The organism is Chitinophaga sp. OAE865, from assembly GCF_040546735.1.
In the GTDB taxonomy this organism is placed as follows: domain Bacteria; phylum Bacteroidota; class Bacteroidia; order Chitinophagales; family Chitinophagaceae; genus Chitinophaga; species Chitinophaga polysaccharea_A.
This window is the reverse complement of the sequence record NZ_JBEPOF010000001.1, coordinates 6951534-6975323: the sequence shown is the minus strand read 5'-3', so window position 1 is coordinate 6975323 and position 23790 is coordinate 6951534. Positions and strand designations below refer to the sequence as shown.

Genomic DNA, 23790 nt, shown 5'->3' with positions numbered 1-23790 from the left:
CATGTACGCCGCTTATTTCCTGCTGCTGTTGCATATTAGCGTAGCGCCTTCCATGATACACCTGGAAGGCAGCGCGCAGGGCACTACCTGGCATATTCAATATGAAGATGCACAGCAGCGGGATTTTACGCCGCAGATCACCCATATTCTCCAGGATATCGATCAGTGTTTATCCGTTTACCGGAAGGATTCAGAGATCTCTTTATTCAATAACTCCCTTTCCATCGAATTCCAGCTGCCTTATTTTTACCCGGTGCTGAAAAAATCGGCGGAAGTATACAGCGCTACAAACGGTGCTTTTGATCCTACGGTGATGCCGCTCAGCGCTGCTTACCGCCAGGGAAAACGGACGCATACCCCCTGGTGGGAAAAGGCCGATTCCCTGTTGCAATACGTAGGTTTTTCCCGTATCCGCTTTGATGAAACCGGTGTAAGCAAACAAAAGGAAGGTGTGAGCCTTGACTTTGACGGTATTGCCCAGGGCTATACCGTAGACGTTTTAGCCGCGTTGCTGGATAGCAACGGCATCAGCAACTACATGGTAGAAGTGGGAGGAGAAGTGCGCTGTAAAGGGCTTAAAAATGACGCTCCGTGGACCATCGGAATCGATAACCCTTTGCATCCGTCAGTAAAACTGGCCACGGTGCAGCTGCATAATATGGCCGCTACCACTGCCGGTAATTACCGCGATCATTATGCGCTGAACGGCGCTGTATCAGGGCATATCATTCATCCCCAAACGGGTTATTCCACACCGGATTCCCTATTGAGCGTTACGGTGTTTTCAGCTGATGCCATTACTGCCGATGGATATGATACTGCTTTTATGGTAATGGGCGTAGCCGGAACAAAAGAGTTCCTGCAGCAGCGGAAAGACCTGGATGCGTATCTTGTGTACATAGGCGCAGACGGGGAAGTGAAGGTGTGGATGACGGAGGGAGTAAGGGAGCTTATTAAATAACGATAGTACCAGATTTTTATGAAGGGCTGCCAGGTAATGGCGGCTCTTTATGGGCCTGCCATATGTTCCGATAGATAATATCTATTCTCATGGGCTTTCCAAAGAAGAGAAATCCGTTCAATATCAGCAGGTCAATATCCCTCAGGATAATAACCTGCTGATACCAGCATATTCATCAAATAGCTTTAATGTATTTTGATCACCTGTCCTGTACCCGCTCCCAATATACTTTTAATATACCCATTAACCACCCGCTCCATGGATACGGGGATCTGCCCCGGAAAGTAAGGGAAATACCCGGGAGAGTCTTCCACTACAGTCGGGCTCACGGCATTAATGCGGACCCCGTTTTCCAGCTCAATGGCGGCTGCGCGTGCAAAAGCGTCGATCCCTCCGTTGGCTACGGAGGCATTGGCCCCGCTCAGCACCGGATCTTCTGTAAGTGAGCCGGAGGTTAAAGTGAATGAGCCCCTGGGATTGATGTAATGCTGCCCGATGAGCACCAGGTTGATCTGTCCCATTAGTTTGCTCTGGATACCAATACTGAATTCTTTTTCGGTGGCCGTTTTCAGCGGACCGAAATAAGCATCTCCCGCCATAGATACCAGTGCATCAAATGAACCGGCCTGTTTGAACAGGTTTTCTATGGAAGCGGGCGAGGTAAGATTTGCCTGGATATCGCCACTTTTAGAGCCTACCTTAATTATTTCGTGGTCTTTTTCGAGGGCGTTTACCACACGTTTTCCGATTGTACCGGAAGCCCCTACGATGATAATTTTCATATGCCTTGCTTTTTTATTTATTAAGAGAAAGTACATTATACTGATCTTCCTGGTATATCCTCCCTTAACCAGAAACTAACGGAATGATCTTCCGGACTTAAGCCGTATTTCTTTAAAGACGGCTTATATATGGCTTATATATGGCTTATATATGGGGGAACTATGGGGGAAACGGGGAGTATCCATACTGTAGCTATACTGTGACCATACCATAAGCCCGTATTTTCAGCCATCACCGCTTCCGTCCCACAAACCTCACTACGGCGCCTTTTCCTGTATGATGAATACCTTCTTCCAGTAAGGTTTCAGCTTCTTCCAGCATGATGATGTCATAATTCTCAAAATCGGCTGTTAGTTCTGCCTTGGAGAACAACATATCAACATCTTTTGGACCGCCAACCTTTGGGTCTGCAAGCTTCAGGTGGATGTGCGCTTTGCTGAAGGCTTCGAAGATAACTATTCCTCCTGGTTTAAGAAAGTTATTTAGCTTCCTGTGGAGCAGGGATTTTTTGCCTGCGGCGAAATGTGCATAAATAAGGGCAACGGCATCAAAGGATGCTGGCGGAAAAGTTAGCTGTTCCAGATCGCCCACGATATAATCTATTGTAACATGCTGTTCTTCAGCCAGCAGCAATGCCTTGGAACGCCCTTCCGCACTCAGGTCGGTAGAGGTAACCCTCCATCCCAGCTGCGCCGCAAATACACCGTTGCGACCTTCGCCGTCGGCCGGAAGTAAAATGGAGCCCGGCTCAAATTTCTCCAGCCATTCTTTGAAGAACAGGTTAGGTGTTTTGCCATAGGCATACTCCGTATTTTTATACCGGTTATCCCACATGTTTTTGTATTCCTCATCCCAGGATTGATTCATGTTCCTTTGTTTTTTATGTTAAATGAAACAAGCCTTCCCGCTGGCTGCTTTCATCTTCACAAAGGTAAGCCGGTAAGTAAATGCAGGGATAGGACAAAAATACAGTTATACAGGACTTATCTGAAATTGTGCCTGAATGCTTCGGGGGAGTGCCCGGTGTGCTTTTTAAAGAACCTGATAAAATAGGAAACGTCTTCGTATCCCAGGCGCCAGGCTACCTGGTTCACCTGGTCGGATGTTGCCAGCAGGGATCTTTTGGCTTCCAGTATGATATGTTCATTGATAACATCCGAACAGGTTTTTCCCAGGGTAGCTTTCGTGATGGCATTGAGCTGGTAGGGCGAAAGGTTTAGCATACCTGCATATTCAGACACCTGCTTGTGCTCAAAGACATGTACTTCCAGTAGCGACAGGAAATCGTCCAGCCGCTCCTGTGCATAAAGGTTATTATTCCGGGATGCGGCGCTGTTATTATCGCGCAGCAATTCCACAAACAGGATGTACATACTTGCCTTCATCACTTCCAGGTGCCGTTCCTGTTTGGCAGTGTATTCCTGGAAAATGGATGTTAATATGGTAAACAGTTTCTGGAATTTAGCGGCGTTAAACTGGTAGTGGTTAATATGACTTGTTTTGCACAACAACTTATTAGAAGCCTTATCGGGGGAAGTATAGAATGCGCCGTGAAACTGCATCAGGTAGCCCGTGCTTCCCGCTTTCAGCGCCAGTTGATGCACCTGCCCCGGGTGCATGAAGAAAACGGAATGATCGCTCACCTGGTAGGAGGTGAAGTCAATTTCATGGACGCCTTTGCCTTTTTTTAAGGCAAGCAGGTAAAAGAAGTCGTGGCGGTGAAGCGCCTGTATCATATCTTTTCCTGCAAGCATGCTTTCCACATCGCGGATGTGGAAACTGGCTGACCGCTCCGGCGCTCTTCCGGCGGTGTTAATATGCCTGACTGGTATCCCTTCCATACAAAAACTATATTCATCAAAGGTACTACAAATACCTTTTCAGCACCGGGATGCGTCTCAGCAGGGATACCGTTCCCCAGCCCAGCACTGCCGATACAATAAATGTAACCAGGAACTTAGCGATAGCAGGCAGGGGTATATCCAGCAAATAATACTGGCACCAAACAATGAAAATATAATGCACCAGGTAAATACCATAGGCATTGGCGGAAAGGGATTTCCACCAGTTGTTTGTTTTATTCAGCAGGCTTTTGAAGGTGGTAAGGAAAGCAATGCAGCTCATGGTGCACGACAGGATCCATACCGGTCTGTAAATAAGGTTGGCCTGCTGTTCAGTAAGCTGTTGCCGTTGGATCATTTGCAGCAGGGGCGCTTCGCTGCACTTCAATAAGGCATATATCGCTAAACAGCTGATCATCCAGAGCGGCCATTTTTTTACAAAAGCCGCGCCGTCTGCAAATATGCCATTGGCAAGCCCAGGGGCGCCGATCACTATTCCCAGCAGGAAATAGCCTGCGTACAACAGTGCCCTGCTCACCTGGAAATCGAATGGGCCGATGCCGGTCCATGCATAGGGCGATACAAATTGTATGATGGGGATATAAAGCAGCAGGGTATATACATACCATAACAGGCATATTTTTACCGGCAACTGTTTTTGCGCTGCAAGGAAATTACCTGCCTTGGTAACGGCGTTCTTTACAAATGGGTAGCATGCAGCGAAAATGAGGTTAAAGACGAACAGTACCCAGATGAACCAGGGCGGTCCTACCGGCCATGCTTCTACCGTAAAAAAATCTATCACATAGGCCTTTACGTTATGCTGCCCGGTAGCCAGCAGGAAAGAAGGGTAGTAGGCAATCAGCATCAGCAGGGTAACGCCGGCCATAAAGGGAATGAACAACCGGTAAAACCGGTCGCGGATAAATATAGCGATGGTTTTGTTTTGCAGACTGCCCATCATAAAAATGCCGCTGATCAGGAACATCAGCGACATAAAAAAGATATCGTTAAAGTCTTCGAAGATATCCAGTCCTTTCCACCGGGCAGTATCCACAACAGGATTGGTAGAAAGGATATAGGCGCTTTTATTGAAAGATGCAAACGTAGTATATGCCAGCGACGAATGATGGGCCACCACCAATAGCGTAATAAACGAGCGCAGGTTATCTATCCAGCTGTTCCGGACTGTGGGCATATGCGTATATTGCTTTGCCCGCGAAGATAAAGCAAAAGTTGCAGGGGGAAGGCCCTGCAACTTTTCTGGTTTTAATACCCCGGGTTCTGCACAATTTTCGGGTTACGATCTATCACATCCTGCGGTACCGGATTCAGGAACATTTTTGGAGTGAACACATGTGGATGATTGAGCGGCACAATTTCATATTTCCATACGCCTGCATTGTTGTTGGGAGAAGTATTGGAGATCTTCATGGCATGCTTATCCACATTCATGACGGTACTGGCGGTTTTCCAGCGTATAATATCATAGAAGCGTTTATTTTCAAAACACAGCTCCACCCTTCTTTCATGATGAACAGCGTTTCGCATTTCCGCCTGTGATAAGCCCGGCGCCAGGTCCGGCAGGCCGGCCCTTCTGCGCACCTGGTTGACGGCGTTGTATACAGTGGCATCCGGACCGGCTGCTTCATTCTGCGCTTCTGCATATCCCAGCAGCACTTCTGCATAGCGGTAGTAGATGAAGTTGGCGCCGCTTACTGCACCGCCGCCGGGGCGTACCAGGGGATTAAGGCGTTTTTTAAAGTAATAGCCGGTGTTGCTCACATCATCGGTACCAAAATCGATCTGGTTTTTGGAGGGGCGTACTTTATCGATGCGGGTGTAGATGGTATCGCCTTTATCCATCCAGGCCATTTTATAGGGAGCGCCGTCATATACGATCCAGTCGTAGAAACGCCTTTCGCGGCCTATGTAGGGATGCTGCGGATCATAACCGGAAGAGGGATCTGTAATGGGTTTGCCGTTGGCCATATTGAACTGGTCTACCAGCTCCTGTGTAGGACAGTAGTTGCCCCAGGTGTAATAAGCGCCATTGATCCATACCGGGCCGCCGTACTGCTCAAAAGATGATCCCATGATGTTGGCTACCACCTGCCGGTCCCACACCACTTCCGAATGGTATTCATTGGCTTCATACCAGATAGCGGAAGGATCAGGAAACAGCTCATATACTTTACCGTTGCCATAAAGATCGATGAACTGTTTGAAAGTAGCAGCGGCAGTGGCCCAGCGGCCGCCATCGAAGTTGTTGTAGCCGGCTATTTTGTTGGGATCATTACCGGCGGCAGGCTGTGCGGCGTTGAAGGCAGGGCTGGCGGCGTACAGCTCCACCCATCCTTTCAGGGCCAGTGCGGCGCCCAGGGTAGCGCGGCCTGCATCTGCATCGCCTTTGTTATATTTAGGCTGCAGGTATCCATCTTTGGCAATAGAGTCCAGCTGCGTGGTAATAAAGGTCACAGTTTCGGCAAAGGTGTTCCTTGGCGCATAGATCATGGAGCTGTCCATGGTACGGCGGTCGGCCGCAATGGTGATGATGGGGAGACCACCGATATGCATCCACAGTTCGCTGTAAAAGAACGCGCGGATAAACCGGGCTTCATCGATACGTTTGTTTATCCATTCCGGTGAAAAGTTGGCGGCATTTTTACGCACTTCCGCGATGAAGGTATTGCATTTACGGATGTTGGTATAAATGGTGGTCCAGTTGGTAAGGTCGCCGGAACCGGTGATGCCTCCCCATATGGTATAGTCGTTGGAAGATGCTTCCACGATACCCTGTTTCCAGTTGTAGGAGGTGTAGTAAAAACCGGCGTCGTTATCGTCGGTGAAATTATCCAGGTTTTCCGGCTGGTTCCAGTAGTTGGGCAAAGCGCTGTAGATATCGTTGAGGAAAAGATCGGCATTGCCTTCCGAGCCCCATTGCAAATCGTCGGTGAGCTTTGCCTTGTCGGTGTTTTCCAGGAATTCTTTTTTGCATGACAGGATACCCAATAGTAGTGTACCGGCGAGCAATGATAATATAAAGCGGGTCATAGCAGTTTGTTTTAAAAGGTTACGTTTAGCCCGAGCACCATTACTTTCTGGTTGGGATAGGCTGTTTCCAGGTCGGTGTATCCTACTTCCGGGTCCATGAACTTCATTTTGCTGAAGGTGAGCAGGTTTTGGCCGGAGAAGTAGCAGCGAACGCTCTGCATCTTCATTGCCCTGGAAATATGGGCGGGTAGCGTGTATCCCAGCACCGCTGTTTTTAAGCGGAGATAGCCCGTTTTCATCATCCAGAAATCAGAGTTCTGGGTGTTATTTGCGTAGGGCGACTGGTTAGCGCGTGGATACTTTGCATCCGGTGTACTGGGTGTCCAGTGGTTGTTATAGTATTCGTATGCGGAGTTACTGTTGTTGTTGTTAAACGGTACTGTCTGGAAGCCGCGGATGTTCAGGCTGGCCAGCGCGGATCCCTGGAAAAAGAGGCTCAGGTCAAATCCTTTCCAGGAGGCGCTGGGAGTGAAGCCATACGTGATGAACGGGTATACGGGATTACCGATCACCGTTTCATCATAGGAGTCTATTTTGCCATCGGGCTTGCCATCCGGTCCGCCTATATCTGCATAGCGGATATCGCCGGGATGCAGCACGCCAAACTGGGTTACATTATATCCGTCGTCGATGTTGATGATGCCATCGTTGTTCTTATCGTCCGACAGGGAAAACAATCCCAGTGCATGATAACCGAACTGTGTACCGGTGGGCCGGCCTGTTCTGCTACGATTGGGATTATTGCGTGTGGCAGCCGTTTCAAATACCTGTACCATTTTATTTTTGGCGTAGCTGAAATTGCCGTTCATACTCACCTGCAGCCCGTTGGAAAAACGGTGAGAGGTTCCTGCGGAAATATCGATCCCCCGGTTTTCCATGATGCCCTGGTTTTCATCGGAGAGGCCCAGTCCATATTCCACCGGTACGGTTACTGCGGGTGGCAGCAGCATGCCCGTTCTTCTTTCATGGAAATAATCCACTTCCAGTGTAAGTAAGCCTTTCCATAAGGTAGCGTCTATCCCGATATCTGTTTTGGTGGATATTTCCCAGGTAATATTGGGATTGGCTTCCCTGATGATGTTAGAGCCCTGTACCATAGACCCGTTGCCGAAGGCATAGGCATTACCGTATAAATTATACCCGTTCAGGTATTGAAATGCGGTGCCGGCAAGATTACCGGATTTACCCCAGGATCCTCTCAGTTTAAGATAGTTCAGCGCGGAGGGATGATCTTTCATAAAGTTCTCTTCAGAAATGATCCATCCTGCGGAGAAGGCGGGGAAATAGCCCCAGCGTTTGCCCGGTGCAAAATAGTAGTGGCCATCATACCGGCCGGCTGCTTCCAGCAGGTATTTGTGATCGTAGATATAGCCAACGCGGTATACAAAACCCAGCTGGCTGCCGGTGGAAGTGGAGCCGTTGTTATCAAAGTCATTTTTGTTGGAGCTGCCCATACCCAGCTCGTCGATGCCTACCGCGAAATTATTGCGCCTTGCAGAGAACCCGGTGGAGTCGTTTTTACGTGCTTCCGCTACCAGCAGCCCTGTAAAGTCGTGTTTGCCAAACGTGTTATGATAGTTGAGGAATCCCTGGAAGGTATAGTACTGGTTTTTCGAATACTCCTGGTTCAGCCACGTGTAAGGCGCCGCACTTCCTTCAGATGTAGAGATCTGTTTCGTATAGCTGTAAGGGTTAGTGGATGTATTCTGTGAGTAAAAGTAAAACGGCGTATGCCATCCTTTGATCGTATAGTCGTTAGGGTCATAGCTGAAAGTACCTTTCACACTAAGCCCTTTGATAAACGGCAGTTGTTGTTCTACTCCCAGGGTGGTTAGCAGGGAGGTGGCATCGCGGTGGGAGTAGCCTGCTTTGAGGATCCCTACCGGGGTGTTGCCCGCAAACTCGCCCCAGAGGCCATTACTGTAGTACAGGTTGGTGATGGGGATGAGCTTATACGCACTGCGGAATAACTGGCCGGGCGTGGTGGCGGCATCTACGCTGTTGGTTTTTTCGATGGCGCCGATAAGCGCTAAAGACACCGTGGTAGTAGGCGTAGCGCTTATTTCCATATTTACATTATAATCGTAGCGTTTGTAGTTGATCGGGTCAAACATACCATCCTGCTGCAGGTAGCCCATCCCTGCATAATAGCGTATGGTATTGGTACCACCGCTTAATTGCAGGTTATAATTCTGGATAGGCGCGTGCATGCGTACCAGGTCTTTGGTATTGCTGATGGGATATTTGTCGGGATCTTTTGCGTTCAGGCTGGCGTAGTTGCTGATAAGATCTTCGCTGAAAGGTTGTTGGGTGCCGCCCGGGTTTTCATTCATATACGCTTCATTACGCAGGCGCATATAATCCTGTGCATTCAGCATTTTAGGATAATAGGTAGGCGTTTGCATTCCGTAATAGGCATTCAGCGAGAGGGTGGGCACACCGGTTTGCCCGCGTTTGGTGGTGATGAGGATAACCCCGTTGGCGCCGCCTAACCCGTAGGGAGCTACGGCTGCGGCGTCTTTCAGCACCGTTACAGAGGCAATGGAGCTGGGCGCAATTTCGTTGATATTATTACGGATGATACCATCAACTACAATAAGCGGTGAGTTATTACCGGTGGTAGCGATACCGCGGATGTGGATATCGGGGTTATCCCTGCCTGGTTGGCCGCCATTAGGGCGCATACTGATACCAGACACATTTCCTGCCAGTGAATTGGAGATATTGGTAACCGGTGATTTAGCCAGTTCCTTTCCCTGTACGGCTGCTACCGCAGCAGTGGAAGATGTTTTCTTCTGCGTGCCGTAACCCACTACCACTACTTCGTTCAGGCCGCTGGCGCTTTCTTTCAGCACCACGTTGAGCGGACTGGCAGAACTTACTATTTCGGTTTGTTCATATCCTACATAGCTGAACACCAGTATTGCGCCTGCGGTAGCCTGCAGTTCAAAGCGGCCGTTTTCATTGGTAACGGTACCAATGTTGCTGCCCTTTACTTTTACGGACACACCGATCAGCGGATCGCCGTGCTCATTTTTTACGGTGCCGGTAAGTTTGGCTACGCGTACATTTTCCGGCGCTATCACGATGGCATTGTTATCCATTACCGTATAACGGAGAGTGGTGCCGGTTAATACCTGTGTAAGCAGTTGTTCTACCGTGGCGTTTTGTGCATGAACAGACACGGGTGGTTTTTCTGGGAGAATATCGTCGTTGTAGATAAGCCGGCAACGTGTTTTCTGTTGAATGGTTTTCAGCACTGTTTTTATGCTGACTTTTTCCAGTGAGATGCTGATCTTTTCCTGGGTGAAGGAAGCGGCGCCTGCCGGTATGAACCCGGTTATCAGCAGCGCCAGAGCAAGTATGGCCGGTAACTTGCCATGCAGACTTTTACTAAAAGCCCGTTGGAACTTAATTTTCATAACATGGAATGTAAGAGGGTGATGGAAAGTAAATGAGTGCGTTTTTTTGTAGATTTTTTTTAGGTCATAACAATTGTTTTTTGGAAGATGGATAATGCGGCGTTAATTACTAACCAGGACTTCTTTCCCATTGATCCGGAAATTAAAGGGGCGCGATAGCTGTAACATTTTCAATGCCTCCTCCAGTGATTCTGTATCAATGATGCCGGAAAACCGTAGTTGTTCCAGGCCGGGAGATTCAAAATGGAAAGTAACGCCGTACCAGTTATGCATTTTAACGGCCAGTTCTCCAAAGGTTTCGTTGTCGAATGCCAGTTTATTATTGAGCCAGGATATGCCGGGAAGTTGGCCGCTGCTGTCTGTTTCCAGGTGTTGTTGCCGGAATACCGGTATAACCCTGGTGAGCGGTATGGTAAGTTTTTCTTTGGGTTGCAGCACTACGGTTTGTTCATGGAACGACACTGCAATTTTCCCGCTTACCAGCGTGGCGGAAACGGTGCTGTCGCCCGTATAGGCTTTTACGTTAAAGGCAGTGCCCAGCACACGGATGTTTACCTTTCCTGCATGGATAATAAAAGGAAGCCCTTCGTTTTTCGCGATATCAAAAAATGCTTCACCGGTAAGGGTTACTTCGCGGTGTAGTTTGCCGAATTTATTTTTTTCGTAGTTGAGTTGTGTGCCGTGGTTGAGCCAAACAATGGAACCGTCGGGAAGTATCACCTTTGATTTTCCGCCGGGGGCGGAGCTGAGTTGCTGCAATACGGGTGCAGTTGGCCGTACAAATTGCCATATTCCCCATGCGGCGGTTAGCAGGGAAGCTGCCGCCGCCACCGCCACCAACCTGCGTATTATTCCATGGGATGTGGAAGAAGTAAGCTGAGGGCTTACTTTGTTCCATATACGGGTTTTACTGTTAGCGGAGGCGGCTGTTTCCCGCAGCGGGGTATGCCAGATGGCCGCCACCATTTCAGGTGAGGCGGTTTCCTCCGGGTGTTCCTTCAGCAGGGCATCCAGTTCCGACAGTTCTTCCCGGGAAATTTCACCGCTGGCCTGTTTCCCGAGTAATACCCATATACGGTCGTTGTTCATGGCAGAATAATTTGAATGAAGGTCGCTTCCGGCGTATAAGACAACAAGAAGATGATAATACCCCCAAGAGGAATGGAATTTTTTTTTGAGAAGGAATTACTGATTGCCGGGGAGGGGGGAAACCAGGAGCGATTTCATTTTAGTAAGTTTTTTCAGGGCGATGCCTACCTGGTTTTCCACGGTTTTGATGGAAACGTTGAGCAGCGCGGCTACTTCCCGGTATTTGAGGCCGTCTTCCTTTACCAGCCTGAAAATCAGCCGGCATTGCGGGGGAAGCTCGCTGATAGCGGTGTTAATATGCCGCATCATTTCGTTGCTGATGAGTTGCGCTTCGGGGTCTGTTTCGTATTCGGGCATTTGCGCTTCATCGAGATGGACCGTTTTTTTATGTGCGTATTTACGGAGATAATTAAGGGAGATGTTGCGGGTAGCCGCATAGAGATACCATTTCAGGTTGGCTACCTGGTTAAGGTCATTCCTTTTTTTCCATACCGAAATAAATACATCCGCTACAACTTCTTCGGCCATTTCCCTTGTATGAACAATTGCCATTGCCAGTTGCAGCAATGACGTGCAGCAACTATCATATAATTCTTTAAATGCCTGTGTATCACCGGTATATATTCTGCGTTGCAATTCGGGGATATCGTCGTGCATAAAAGTAAAAATACCCAAATTATATAAATGTGCAGATAATAAGTGTCGGCATGACAAAAATATGATTTATCAAGGATATTTGCCCTGAACAGGTAGTGCGTTTTACCAGGTGGGCGACAAATTTTCCTTCATCTTCCGTTTTGATGATTATACCGGTACCAGCCCGGTAAAATAAAACGTGCGGGTACCGATATTTTTTTCTAAATTAATTGGTGTGAAAACGCTTATCTGTACCACTCCCGGCAATTTTGAATATGGCCTGCAGGCGATGCCTGCATTGCAGGCTGGCCAGGCTATTATCCGTATCCGGAAAATAGGGGTTTGCGGCACCGACCTCCACGCTTTTGAAGGTACGCAGCCTTATTTTAATTACCCGCGTATCCTGGGCCATGAGCTGGCAGGAGAAATAGTAGCGCTGGATGCCGCGGATAGCAGCACTTTCCGTGCAGGTGAGCTGGTAACCGTGATCCCCTATGAAAATTGCGGCGTTTGTATTGCCTGCCGCAACGGCAAGCCTAACTGCTGTGAGCAGATAGCGGTGCTGGGCGTACATAAAGATGGAGGAATGGTTGAATTTCTTTCCGTTCCGGAGCGGTTGCTGGTGCATGGGAACGGGCTTAGCGCTGAACAGCTGGCATTGGTGGAACCACTGTCCGTAAGTGCCCACGGTATCCGCAGGGCGGGGGTACAACCCGGTGAATTTGTAATGGTAATGGGAGCGGGGCCTATAGGGCTGGCTGCCATGGAACTGGCCCGCATTGCCGGTGCAAATGTAATTGCCACTGATATACAGGATAAACGGCTGCAGTTTGCGCGCGAAACGTTGGGCATTCCCTTTACCATTAACGCGGCCACGGATGTAGCCGGCAGGCTGCGCGGGATCACGGGCGGCGATATGCCCACTGTAGTGATTGATGCCACCGGTAACCAGAAAGCTATCAACAACGGAATTTATTTCCTGGCGCATGGAGGCCGGTATGTGCTGATAGGATTGCAAAAGGACCTGCTGCAGTTTCCCCATCCTGAATTTCACAAAAGAGAATCTACGCTGATGAGCAGCCGTAACGCCACCCGCGAAGACTTTGAACAGGTGATCCGCTATATCAGGGAAGGGAAGGTGCAGCCTGAAAAATATATTACACACCGCGTGAAATTCGGGGAAGTGAAACATACATTTCCTTCCTGGCTGGACCCCCGCAATGAAGTGATAAAAGCGATCATAGATATCTGACCTATCAAAAACAGTTGAATGATGAGATCATGGCTATTCTTACTATTGCTGTGTATCGCCCATGCCGGTGTGGCGCAACAGGTTTCGCTGCAACACCTGTTATGTGAATACCGGCAAAACCCCGCAGGCATTGATGCCGCCCGGCCCGCACTCAGCTGGCAACTGCAAAGCAAAGGAACCAATGTTCGTCAGACTGCCTACCGTGTACTGGTGGCAGATAATCCTGCTACACTGGAGCGTAACCGCGGACGGATATGGGATTCAAAGAAGGTATTGTCGGATCAGTCCGTACAGGTGCTTTACAGCGGCAAACCACTGTTGCCCGCTACTACCTATTACTGGAAAGTAATGGTATGGGACCAGCAGGGAAGGCCATCTGGCTGGAGCGAAACAGCGCAGTGGCATACGGGCTTATTTTCCCGGGGCGACTGGCAGCAGGCGCAATGGATAGGGTATGAGAAAATGCCGGACAGCGCCCGCATTGTGCCGGCGGTTACCAACGATAAGAATTATGGCCCGCGGAAAGATATACTGCCCCTGCTGAGAAAAGTATTTCATATTGCCAAGCCACTGCAAAGGGCCACTGTTTACATCAGCGGACTGGGTCAGTTTGATCTTCATCTCAACGGAAAAAAAACAGGGGATCATTTCCTGGACCCCGGCTGGACAAAATACGATCAGCACGCCCTCTATGTTACGTTTGATGTAACGGAACAGTTACACAGCGGCGATAATGCCATTGGCGTAATGCTGGGCAACGGTTTTTTTTATGTGCCGGGAGAAAGGTACCGCAAACTCACCGGTGCGTTTGGTTATCCACAGCTGATTTGCAGGTTACACCTGCAATACCGCGATGGCAGCGCAGAAAATATTATCAGCGATACCAGCTGGAAAGCTGCGCCCGGCCCTGTTACTTTTTCCAGCATCTACGGCGGGGAAGATTATGATGCCAACCTGGAACAACCCGGATGGGATACACCTTCTTTTGATGATGCAGGCTGGAAAAATGCGGTAGCTGTAACCGGTCCGCCGCAACTGGATGCACAAACCGCCGCACCACTAAAGATATTTGACCGCTTTACCCCTGTTAAGGTCACACAAACCGGGCCTGCTACCTGGGTGTACGATATGGGCCAGAATGCATCCGCCATTCCCGCCATCTCCCTGAAAGGGAAAAAAGGAATGGTAGTGCGTATTACGCCCGCAGAACTTATTACAGACAAAGGCCTGGCAGATCAATCTGCCGTAGGTAGCCCGGTATTTTTTAGTTATACACTCAAAGGGGAAGATACAGCATATTGGCAACCGCAGTTTATGTATTACGGCTTCCGGTACATACAAATTGACGGCGCCGTGCCGGCAGGCAAAAGCAATCCTGCAGGGTTGCCTGAAATTCAAACGCTGCAAAGTTTGCACACCCGTAATGCAGCAGCTACTATCGGGCAATTTACCTGCTCTAATGAATTATTTAATAAAACTTTTAAGTTGATCGACTGGGCCATCCGCAGTAACACCGCCAGCATATTCACTGACTGCCCGCACCGTGAAAAACTGGGATGGCTGGAAGAAGCGCACCTGGTGGGCAGTTCCATAAGGTACAACTATGATATTGCCGCGCTTTGCCGGAAAGTGGTACGTGATATGATCCATGCGCAAACAGCAGAAGGGCTTATTCCCGATATAGCGCCGGAGTATGTGCATTTTGAAGATGGTTTTCGCGATTCGCCGGAATGGGGAAGCAATGGTATCATTTTACCCTGGTATATGTACCAGTGGTATGGCGATAAATCAGTACTGGAAGAAAGCTACCCGATGATGACCCGTTATGTAAGCTACCTGGCGCAAAAATCAGATCATCATATCCTTTCCCATGGGCTGGGCGACTGGTACGATATCGGCCCGAAATTCCCAGGTGAAGCGCAGCTCACTCCAAAGGGTATAACGGCAACGGCTATATATTATTATGATCTCAGCATCTTATCCAAAGTAGCTGCGTTGTTAGGAAAAACTGCAGATGCGCAAAAATACCTTTCCCAAAGCGAAGCGGTAAAGCAAGCGTATAACCGTGCTTTTTTCAACGACAGCACCAAACAATATGCTACCGGAAGCCAGACCGCCAATGCCATGTCGGTGTACATGCAGCTGGCAGATCCCCGTTATAAAGCCGATATCGTGGAAAACATTGTGGCAGACATCCGCCGGCACAACAATGGTATTACCGCCGGTGATATCGGCTACCGTTATCTGCTCCGTGTGCTGGACGATGAAGGCCGTTCGGATGTGATTTATGATATGAACAGTCGCACCGATGTACCCGGCTACGGCCTGCAATTAGCTCAAGGGGCCACTGCGCTTACCGAATCCTGGCAGGGATACCGCGACGCTTCCAATAATCATTTCATGCTGGGTCACCTGATGGAATGGTTCTACAGCGGGTTAGCCGGTATACGGCCTGCAGCAGGCAGTATTGCTTTCCGTGATATTGTAATAAGGCCGGAACCCGTTGGGGATGTTACTGCTGCTAAAGCCAGTTATCTTTCTCCCTATGGCGAAATTGTGAGCGACTGGAAAAAAGAAGATAATACTTTCACATTGCGTGTGCACATACCGGCAAATGCGCGTGCTACTATTTATATGCCCGCGGAATCGACGTCGGATATTACAGTGAACGGTGTGCCGATGGCAATAGAGAAGGGGTATAAAGAAGGCCGGTACATAATGGAAACCGGCTCCGGGGATTATGTGCTGCATGTGGTGAATCGCAGGCCGGTGACTACGTCGGCGGGTAATTATGCGGTGAGGTGATGGTACTTCCCGGTTGCTGCGTGTGTATACTATTTGCACGTCGCACGCAGAGAAGTTACTCATCCCCCAAATAATCATTATGAATGAAACATTGCTTAATGTGATTCAAAAGGATTTACCCGCATTCCTGCAACAGCTGGATAAAAAACGTATTCCTCACCCGGAAACTACGCTGGAAAGAACAGATATTGCTTACCTGGAAGCCTTACAGGGCAACAACTGGCAACGGCAGGAGCAGGTATCGCTTTACCTGGTATTGGCATACAGTAATTGTGAGATAGGTGAGCCCAGGGCGGCAATTCATTATTTTGAACAAGCCTTTACACTATCCGACGACTATTTTCCGCAAGGTGCTTTACTGGCAAAAGTTTACCTGGAGGCATTGCATACTGTGGTGGCACAAACCGGGGATGTGTCCCTGCTGAGTAATGGCCTGGAATGGGCAGAGAAATTTGAATTTATCACGTTGAATGTACACAGGGAGCTGGCAGCCATCTATTACCAGGCAAAGGATAATGATACCGCTGTAGCTCTCTGGACGCAACATCTGCAGAATGATCCGCACTGTATAACTACTTCCCATATACTGATGAGCACCTTATTGGGCCTGCATCGTTATGAAGCTGCCGTTGCAGTTTACAAACATGCACCGGCAGCTGTGCAGCAGGTATCTTTTTTACAGCTCCTGGCGGGGCATTGCTATAAAGCAACAGGAGAATATGCAGAGGCGGAAAAGCTGTATAAAGCGGCGATGGCAGCACCTTACAGCCCTAAATGCCTGCCTATGTGCGCACTTGCTGCGTTGTATGCGGAAACCAATACTGATCATAGTATAGCGCATAACTGGTACCGGCAGGCGGTAGAAGAGAAGGGGAGCAGCTATGACATGCTGCATGCTAAAATATGTTATCTCTGTTTCCTGGCTGATCAGGGACAGACGGGAGATGCGTTGTCGCTGCTCCAGTTTATGGAACAGCAGCTTAACTTTAATTATCTCCGGCTTACCCCTCATGACCTGAACTGTGTAGCCTGGCGCCTGTACCTGCTGAATACCCGCTTAGACCTGGCCCTGAAATTTTCGCGGCGGGCTGTTGAACAGGCCCCATATGCCAGGGATTATGCGCATACATTGGTAGCCCTGATGGCCCGTTTAAGAGAGTGGGAGGCAATACCGCCCTATGTTGAGCGCTGGTTGGAGCTTTCTGACGACGATATTGTAAAATCAGCCTGGAACGATTACAGCCTGGTATTCCAGGAAGCCATTATGCAGGATCAGCAGGTAACCCTTGGCGCACTGCTTACCGAACAGGTTTCAGACTGCTGGCGGGCAATACGGTGCGCCTTATACAAGACTTCGGAGTTTGGGGAGATAGTAGAAATTCCTGAAGATATTTACCCGGTGGCGGAGCAACTTTATAAACAGTTTATTTTCCGGGATACACCACGCATATTTCCTTCATGAAGAAAGGCCCGGTATTTTACCGGGCCAACTTTTTTAAGACAGGAACAGATCCCGCTGCAGTTTGCCGCCCGGCACCACTGCATACTTATCAAAATTGGTGATGCCCGCCGCCTTCAATACCTCTTCATCAATCAATGTATGGCCTGAATAAGAAGCTGGTTGCTGAAGGATATATTCCACGGCATCTGCAATGATTTCAGGGGTACGGCTTTTATTGATCAGGGAATCCCCGCCCAGCAGGTTTTTCACTGCTGCGGTAGCGATGGTGGTAGCCGGCCACAGGGCATTGGAGGCAATTTTATATTTCTCCAGCTCATTGGCCCAACCCATTGCCAGCATACTCATATTGTATTTGCTGATGGTATAGGCAACGTGTGGCCCAAACCATCTTGGGTCCATATTCACCGGTGGAGACAGTGTAAGGATATGCGGATTATTTCCTTTTTTCAGGTAAGGAAGGCAATGTTGTGTTACCAGGAAGGTGCCGCGTACGTTGATATCATACATCAGATCAAAACGCTTGGCAGGGGTTTCTTCCGTGTTTGTAAGTTGTATGGCTGATGCGTTGTTAATCACCACATCTATACCTCCGAATTTTTCAACGCCTTGCTGCACGGCAGCGGCTATCTGTGCTTCTTCCCGGATATCCACCTGTACAGCAAGCGCTTTACCTCCCGCCGCTTCTACTTCTTCGGCGGCAGAATAGATAGTGCCTCCCAGCCTTGGGTCCTCTTCTACGCTTTTGGCGGCAATGATAATATTAGCTCCTTTACTGGCAAGGCGTAGTGCGATGGCTTTGCCTATGCCACGGCTTGCGCCGGTAATAAAGATGGTACGTTGCTGAAATGACATAACCCTTGCTTTTAGCGGTGAGAAAGAAAGAGGAATTTAAGGAATCTTTTTCTGACCACAAAAAGCAAGGGTTATTTTGAGGGATAGTAAATTGCCGGACCATGATTGATCTGGCATATTAACAACCTAAAAAATCAAAATGGGGAATATTCAATCTCTTCATTGACTATTACGGATGATAGCGAAGGAACAGTTAAAATAGGATTCAAAAAGGGTAGTGAATTCTTCTACATTGTTCATTGCTATAGAAGCACAAATTTTTTCCAGGGGCTCTGCAGTGGTTACGGCCGTGCTATATGCCTGCATCATTTGCCGTTGCAGGTGAAAGCGTTCTGGCGCTATATAAAAGCTATCCACGAAGGCTTCCTGCAGTTCCTGGATACCCAGGTCGAGCAGTACCGACATTTTAGCTATTGAGAATTTTTCGTTGGTAGTATTGACGAGGTATTTAATGGAGTCTTCCAGTTTTTCGGATACATATAGCGGGAACACCCGCATGGGTTCCTCTTCCATTTCATCCTGTGCGGCGAAATTCATGTACAGATCCAGGCAGCACCTGTGCATGAATACTTCTGCCTGTTTACCTATAAATTTACAATTACAGATGGCATCAATCAATTCTGTACAGGCCATGTTAATATGATAGGGTTCTATATTAACGGGAGCGCTTCCTTTCCCGGATGTTTTTTTCGCTATAGTGGCGAGCTCAGGATATTCCTTTGCCATTTCGGCCATATCTTCCGGTCTAATATCGATATGGAAGCTGAACATATTGTCCCATGCTTTCATAGGCGCTCTATGCGAGCTGGGTTCCAGTTTGAACAGGGTCATTTCCCTTTTGGCCATCATATATGGGCCCCGGTCTGTGATTTCGGCCACTACTTCACCTCCGGCCATAAAGTGGAGTGTCAGTAGTTCGACCCTGGTATAGGGTATTAACATGATATCCTGCTCCTTATTGAATACTTCATGTGTACGGAGCGTGAACCGGCCAAGTTTTATGGTTTGGCTAACGATATCCACGTATTCATCACTTCTGAAAGAGATTTTAGCGGCGGGCATGGCCAGGTGTTGATATTCCTGGGGTAAACTCTCAATTTTAACGAATACCTGGTCATCTTCATCGATCCTTAATGGTATACGGGGTAAATTACTGGGCCTTTTCATAACATTGTTTTTTTGTAAAAGGTGGTGTAAAAAAGTCTGTTATATTGCCTCCTGACCGGGCTGACTGAAGAGTTTTAATAGGATAGTAACAAACTATTTCAATCAGGCCTTTTCAGTTTTGAATCTTTCTCCTTTATAGTACACCGGTAAATTTGCCGGCGTACTAGGAATATGAATTTTTTTTTGGATTTTTGGAAAAAAGGGTCACTAATAAGAATACTAGCGACCGGATGCATGAGTGCGTAAGGGGTGTAAACCATCCACCCTCTTACACCGCGTAGAGATTAATTATTTTGAGGCCATGTGGGGAGGCCGGCTTTCATTTTTTGGAGGGCGTCCGTGTAGAGCTTTTCATCAGGGGCGCCTTTTTTTAGTTTAACTGCTTTTTCTTCCCAGGGAATGGCCTCGCTTGTTTTGTTTAGTTTATGGAGAAGATGTGCATATGTGTCAAAGGACTCCGGTGACTTATCCCATTTTTCAATTGCATATTTCATTACACCAAGAGCAAATTCTAGTATTTTAGGATCATTTTCATTCTCATATATAAACCAAGTCATATTATTGATCAGATATTCAGGTCGTTTTAATGCTCTTTCAAAATAGAGAACATAATACTTCGAATACTTTTTCCAGTCTCTGGGATTTGCATCAAAGCCATAATATATCATTTGTTTGCCAAATACCAGTTCTTCCCCAATAGCTCCATATTTACCTGCAATTTTATTTTGAATTGCATCCCAATCCGGATTTGACCGATAAGGAGCTATTTCCTCCGCATCAATTATAGATTTTACTTTGCTGATTGATGTATTTTCTCCAAGCACTGAGTCTACTTTTTGTGATTGCGTCCGAAAAATTTCAAACCCTTTGTCATTACTCCTTTTGGTAATTTTCCAAATGAACAATAGATTCTCTTTTGAGAATGGATTGGTTAATATGTTAATATAACTATTTCCAATAATTGTTGTATTAGTTTGATCTTTTTTGCGAATTGACATTAGAACGAGCCTCCTTAAAAAGATGGAATCGCGTTTACCTTTCACATAATCGTTGATGTAATCTTGGTATCTATCATCATTGTCATTCGTATTTATATTAGCTGCAATGACGAAATTGGTGTCAAGAATGAATCCATTGGTCTGACGAACAAATTGTTGATGAATGTTTCTCAATTCTTCTACTGGAATTTTTATTATTTCGCGATCGTAGGTAAGTAATCCATTTTCTTCACCTTCTACATCAAAAGGTTGTGTATAAATAGATGCACTCAATCCTTCTGACTCCATTTTTTTTAAATTTAGCATCATGTTTATATACTGTTTCTTAAAATCTGCTGGAGAAACTTTCATATATCCCCAACCTTGCATATCGTCCCATTCATGTGAAGGAACTGAGACTCCAATACCTCCGAATTCACCTATAACCTTCGCTTTGTTAGGTAAAGAAGGTGCATTTCGTGGATTAGGATAAGAATGTATATCTGTCATATCACTTCCAATCCATGGATTGGAGGCTGGCTCACGTAATTGATTGTCCACATATAATAGTTCACCAGAATGACCGTTAACTATTCGACTTGAATCATATCTTTTTATCCAATTTGTTAATCTTTCCTGATCATATGCACCCCAGCGTTCATTAAAAAGAACCCATGTTATAATACTCGGATGGCTATGTAGTTGCTCCATGGTCTGTTGAACTTCCTCTTCAAATATTGATCGAGAACCTTCAGGTAGGCCATGTGGAGGGTTTACGAAATCTTGCCACACTAGTATTCCGATTTTATCGGCATGATAATACCATCTTTCAGGTTCTACCTTAATGTGTTTTCGAATTGTGTTAAATCCTAAGGATTTGATTGTTTTAATGTCAAAGGCTAGTGCAGCATCGGTAGGAGCAGTATAAAGGCCTTCTGGCCAAAAACCCTGATCCAGAATGCCGAGATTATAGGTATATGTATTGTTAAGGAAAATTCGATCTGCTCCTTTTTCATCCTTTTGTATATTTACCTTACGCATACCAAAATAACTTTTTATTTCATCTCCCGGTTTTTTCCCTCTTAGTATTTTTATTGAAAGATCATATAAGAATGGGTCATCAGGGGACCATAGCCTAGCATGAGGTATTTTAATTGATTCTTTTTTATTTTTTTGAGTCATGGGAGTTTTTGTCGTATTAATTACTTTTCCATTCTCTGAGATAATAATCTCAAGATTCGTATTTTCCAGGTTACCAATTGTGCTAACATCAATATTCAATATCCCCTTATCAATATCGGGAGTGGTTTTTAATTTGCTAATATATGTATTGGGAACTGTTTCTAACCAAACTGTTTGCCAAATGCCACTAGAGGCTGTATAGTAGATATTCTCAGGATTAAGTACCTGTTTGCCATGAGGGTTTAACCCTTTGTCACTTGGGTCGTAAACTTTCACTAAAATTTCATTATCTCCTAATTTAAGATAATCAGTGACATCAAATGAAAAACTTAGATACCCTCCACTATGCTCTCCAACATATTTATTATTAATAAAAACTGTGGCTTGCCAGTCAACAGCACCGAAATTTAGAAGTATACGTTCTCCATTATTTGTACGAGGTCGTTGAATTTTCTTTCTGTACCACAAGAGCTTATCTGGCATCAGTTTCTTCTGTACACCAGAAAGGGCAGATTCGATTGGATAAGGTACAAGTATATTCTCTTCAAATTTTATTGGAGGCGATATGATGTTGGAATCTGTAATGCAGTATTCCCATAAGCCGTTAAGAGAAAACCAGTTCTTTCGTTGTAACTGTGGACGGGGATATTCATTTAATGCATTTGTTACGCTAACTTCCTTTGCCCATCTGGACTGCATTTGAATAGGCGGCATATGATAGTTGTAAGAAGTGTCTGTTGTATATTGTGCAGAGCAGGTTGTCGCTACAACAGCCAAAATTCCTAATCCTACAATTTCTTTTTTCATTAGAGTGTTGTTTTGTCAGATATTTATTTAAATTGGTAAGAATATTCGTTATTAATAGCCTGGGTTTTGATATAGATTTGAGTTTGAAACAATGTCATACGAAGGAATTGGGTATAATTTCCAGTTTGAATTCCAGTTTCCCCCTTTTTTAGGAGTTACTTGATTCATTATTTCATCGACCATATTAGTTCTTTTTAGATCCATCCATCGATGTCCCCATTCTGTAAATAACTCTACTTGTCTCTCATGAAAAATGGCGGTGAGTAGTAAATTTTTTTCGGTTACATTTGACTTTTCCAACCCCGCCCTTTTTCTGATGATATTAAGATCATCTTTTGAACCGCTAAGGTTGTCTTGTTGGGCTCTGGCCTCCGCTCTAATTAGATATTGCTCTCCCAAGCGCAGTATAGTATTATATTCGGATAACGGCTCATCTAGTTTCCCTATTTTATATTTATATGAATAGTAGTAAAGGGTACCGGAAGCTGATACTGTGTTTATCCATACTTTTTTCCGTTGATCATTAGCTTCGAAGCTATTTATCAGTTGCGAACTGATATATACAGGCGTTAGAAAAGATGGTCCGGTTGAAGGTATAATATATGTTTTTGCATCTTCCGTATTGGAGCCAATATTAACAGGTTGGAGTTGCCAGATTGCCTCACTATTATTCATCAAAAACGATTTGTCTAACGAGTCCAACTTATAAAGATCTGATTTAGAAATGACTTCTGTCGCTTGTTTTTCAGCGTTTTCCCAATTTTTTGTGTATAAATAACATCGTGCTAACAGTGCTGTAGCAGCCCACTTTGTAGGTCTGATTCGTTCGGATGTTTCATGTTTAATAGCTCCATCAAGGTAGGTGGATGAAAGTAATTCTTTTGCTTCTTCCAAATCCATAATGATCTGGGACCAAATCTGATTAATAGGACTACGGGCAAGCATATTATTTGTTATATAATTTGTGCTCGTTGTTATTGGGATTTCCCCATATAAATTAACCAAATAAAAGAAACAGAATGCTCGAATAAATTTGGCTTCTCCGAGTAATTGCCGTTTTACTTCAGAGGTTAGCGATGTAGAATTATTGAGGCCTTCAATTGAAAGGTTTGCCGTATAGAGTATTTTATAGACTTTTGTCCAGAATTCTGTAGAGGACGTTATATTCCTTAAATTATTTTGATAATAAGACTTAAGTCGTAAGTCAGTAGAACCACTATAGAGAGTGAGTTCATCGCCGGAAAGGCCCGTTATGAAACCCATAGCAGATAGGTCACTATTTGTTATACCTGTAGCGCTGATATTAGTATATATACCTGTTAAAACTGCTGCAGCAGTTTGATCATTTGTATATACATTGTCTCCATTTATGCTTGTAGTAGGAGGATTAATCTCTATAAGTTTTTCGCAACTTATGCCAAGTAAAGTAAGGCTAAGTAATGAGATTTGTAATAATCTCTTTTTTAAGAATAATTTTTTTTTTATTGTATATGGCATAAT

16 protein-coding genes are annotated in these 23790 nt (G+C 46.2%); 4 read left to right on the top strand and 12 right to left on the bottom strand.

The features are described 5' to 3' along the window. The first annotated feature begins 1 nt into the window (after position 1). Complete coding sequence (locus ABIE50_RS27840; RefSeq protein ID WP_209866373.1) at positions 2-961, top strand: FAD:protein FMN transferase; 960 nt, start codon at positions 2-4, stop codon at positions 959-961. A 185-nt stretch (positions 962-1146) separates the two neighbouring features. Here ABIE50_RS27840 and ABIE50_RS27835 read toward each other — a convergent pair whose 3' ends face one another. The 8 genes from ABIE50_RS27835 to ABIE50_RS27800 all read right to left on the bottom strand — a co-directional run bounded on the left by ABIE50_RS27835 (position 1147) and on the right by ABIE50_RS27800 (position 11807). After that, positions 1147-1743 carry a short chain dehydrogenase gene (locus ABIE50_RS27835; RefSeq protein WP_209866371.1) on the bottom strand — a complete coding sequence of 199 codons (597 nt, stop codon included), beginning with the start codon at positions 1741-1743 and terminating at the stop codon, positions 1147-1149. 232 nt (positions 1744-1975) lie between these two features. Next, positions 1976-2611, bottom strand: a complete 636-nt coding sequence (locus ABIE50_RS27830) for a class I SAM-dependent methyltransferase (protein ID WP_209866368.1) — start codon at positions 2609-2611, stop codon at positions 1976-1978. Positions 2612-2727: 116 nt separating this feature from the next. After that, complete coding sequence (locus ABIE50_RS27825; protein ID WP_209866365.1) at positions 2728-3585, bottom strand: AraC family transcriptional regulator; 858 nt, start codon at positions 3583-3585, stop codon at positions 2728-2730. Between the two features lie 25 nt (positions 3586-3610). Continuing rightward, a complete protein-coding gene (locus ABIE50_RS27820; RefSeq protein WP_209866362.1) occupies positions 3611-4783 on the bottom strand; it encodes an acyltransferase family protein in 1173 nt (390 codons plus the stop codon). Between the two features lie 71 nt (positions 4784-4854). Continuing rightward, complete coding sequence (locus tag ABIE50_RS27815) at positions 4855-6639, bottom strand: RagB/SusD family nutrient uptake outer membrane protein (protein WP_209866359.1); 1785 nt, start codon at positions 6637-6639, stop codon at positions 4855-4857. Between the two features lie 11 nt (positions 6640-6650). Next, the gene (locus tag ABIE50_RS27810; protein WP_209866357.1) at positions 6651-10061 is read right to left on the bottom strand and encodes a TonB-dependent receptor; all 3411 of its coding nucleotides are present in this window, start codon (positions 10059-10061) and stop codon (positions 6651-6653) included. A 102-nt stretch (positions 10062-10163) separates the two neighbouring features. Continuing rightward, on the bottom strand, positions 10164-11150 hold the full coding sequence (locus ABIE50_RS27805) for a FecR family protein (RefSeq protein WP_209866354.1): 987 nt from the start codon (positions 11148-11150) through the stop codon (positions 10164-10166). Positions 11151-11246: 96 nt separating this feature from the next. Further along, the gene (locus ABIE50_RS27800) at positions 11247-11807 is read right to left on the bottom strand and encodes an RNA polymerase sigma-70 factor (protein WP_209866350.1); all 561 of its coding nucleotides are present in this window, start codon (positions 11805-11807) and stop codon (positions 11247-11249) included. 214 nt (positions 11808-12021) lie between these two features. On the opposite strand from ABIE50_RS27800, the gene ABIE50_RS27795 reads away from it, so the two are divergent. The 3 genes from ABIE50_RS27795 to ABIE50_RS27785 all read left to right on the top strand — a co-directional run bounded on the left by ABIE50_RS27795 (position 12022) and on the right by ABIE50_RS27785 (position 17305). Further along, a complete protein-coding gene (locus ABIE50_RS27795; protein WP_209866347.1) occupies positions 12022-13038 on the top strand; it encodes a zinc-binding alcohol dehydrogenase family protein in 1017 nt (338 codons plus the stop codon). 18 nt (positions 13039-13056) lie between these two features. Next, a complete protein-coding gene (locus ABIE50_RS27790) occupies positions 13057-15843 on the top strand; it encodes a family 78 glycoside hydrolase catalytic domain (RefSeq protein ID WP_354028202.1) in 2787 nt (928 codons plus the stop codon). A 79-nt stretch (positions 15844-15922) separates the two neighbouring features. Beyond that, entirely contained in the window at positions 15923-17305 is a 1383-nt protein-coding gene (locus ABIE50_RS27785; RefSeq protein ID WP_209866345.1) for a tetratricopeptide repeat protein, read from the top strand. A gap of 33 nt (positions 17306-17338) precedes the next feature. Here ABIE50_RS27785 and ABIE50_RS27780 read toward each other — a convergent pair whose 3' ends face one another. From ABIE50_RS27780 to ABIE50_RS27765, 4 genes are all read right to left on the bottom strand, one after another. After that, on the bottom strand, positions 17339-18157 hold the full coding sequence (locus ABIE50_RS27780) for an SDR family oxidoreductase (RefSeq protein WP_209866342.1): 819 nt from the start codon (positions 18155-18157) through the stop codon (positions 17339-17341). 159 nt (positions 18158-18316) lie between these two features. Next, positions 18317-19324, bottom strand: coding sequence for a hypothetical protein (locus tag ABIE50_RS27775; protein ID WP_209866339.1), 1008 nt, complete (start codon positions 19322-19324; stop codon positions 18317-18319). 284 nt (positions 19325-19608) lie between these two features. Beyond that, entirely contained in the window at positions 19609-22290 is a 2682-nt protein-coding gene (locus ABIE50_RS27770) for a glycoside hydrolase family 2 protein (protein WP_209866336.1), read from the bottom strand. Positions 22291-22341: 51 nt separating this feature from the next. Continuing rightward, positions 22342-23787: a RagB/SusD family nutrient uptake outer membrane protein gene (locus ABIE50_RS27765; RefSeq protein WP_209866333.1), complete on the bottom strand. Its 1446-nt coding sequence runs from the start codon at positions 23785-23787 to the stop codon at positions 22342-22344. Positions 23788-23790: the final 3 nt, after the last annotated feature.

What these genes read in the sequence shown, in the direction of transcription:
- ABIE50_RS27840 (WP_209866373.1), top strand. Translation starts at nt 2, where the DNA reads ATGTACGCCGCTTATTTCCTGCTGCTGTTGCATATTAGCGTAGCGCCT.
- ABIE50_RS27810 (WP_209866357.1), bottom strand. Translation starts at nt 10,061, where the DNA reads ATGAAAATTAAGTTCCAACGGGCTTTTAGTAAAAGTCTGCATGGCAAG.
- ABIE50_RS27815 (WP_209866359.1), bottom strand. Translation starts at nt 6,639, where the DNA reads ATGACCCGCTTTATATTATCATTGCTCGCCGGTACACTACTATTGGGT.
- ABIE50_RS27775 (WP_209866339.1), bottom strand. Translation starts at nt 19,324, where the DNA reads ATGAAAAGGCCCAGTAATTTACCCCGTATACCATTAAGGATCGATGAA.
- ABIE50_RS27800 (WP_209866350.1), bottom strand. Translation starts at nt 11,807, where the DNA reads ATGCACGACGATATCCCCGAATTGCAACGCAGAATATATACCGGTGAT.
- ABIE50_RS27805 (WP_209866354.1), bottom strand. Translation starts at nt 11,150, where the DNA reads ATGAACAACGACCGTATATGGGTATTACTCGGGAAACAGGCCAGCGGT.
- ABIE50_RS27830 (WP_209866368.1), bottom strand. Translation starts at nt 2,611, where the DNA reads ATGAATCAATCCTGGGATGAGGAATACAAAAACATGTGGGATAACCGG.
- ABIE50_RS27780 (WP_209866342.1), bottom strand. Translation starts at nt 18,157, where the DNA reads ATGTCATTTCAGCAACGTACCATCTTTATTACCGGCGCAAGCCGTGGC.
- ABIE50_RS27825 (WP_209866365.1), bottom strand. Translation starts at nt 3,585, where the DNA reads ATGGAAGGGATACCAGTCAGGCATATTAACACCGCCGGAAGAGCGCCG.
- ABIE50_RS27790 (WP_354028202.1), top strand. Translation starts at nt 13,057, where the DNA reads ATGATGAGATCATGGCTATTCTTACTATTGCTGTGTATCGCCCATGCC.
- ABIE50_RS27785 (WP_209866345.1), top strand. Translation starts at nt 15,923, where the DNA reads ATGAATGAAACATTGCTTAATGTGATTCAAAAGGATTTACCCGCATTC.
- ABIE50_RS27765 (WP_209866333.1), bottom strand. Translation starts at nt 23,787, where the DNA reads ATGCCATATACAATAAAAAAAAAATTATTCTTAAAAAAGAGATTATTA.
- ABIE50_RS27770 (WP_209866336.1), bottom strand. Translation starts at nt 22,290, where the DNA reads ATGAAAAAAGAAATTGTAGGATTAGGAATTTTGGCTGTTGTAGCGACA.
- ABIE50_RS27820 (WP_209866362.1), bottom strand. Translation starts at nt 4,783, where the DNA reads ATGCCCACAGTCCGGAACAGCTGGATAGATAACCTGCGCTCGTTTATT.
- ABIE50_RS27835 (WP_209866371.1), bottom strand. Translation starts at nt 1,743, where the DNA reads ATGAAAATTATCATCGTAGGGGCTTCCGGTACAATCGGAAAACGTGTG.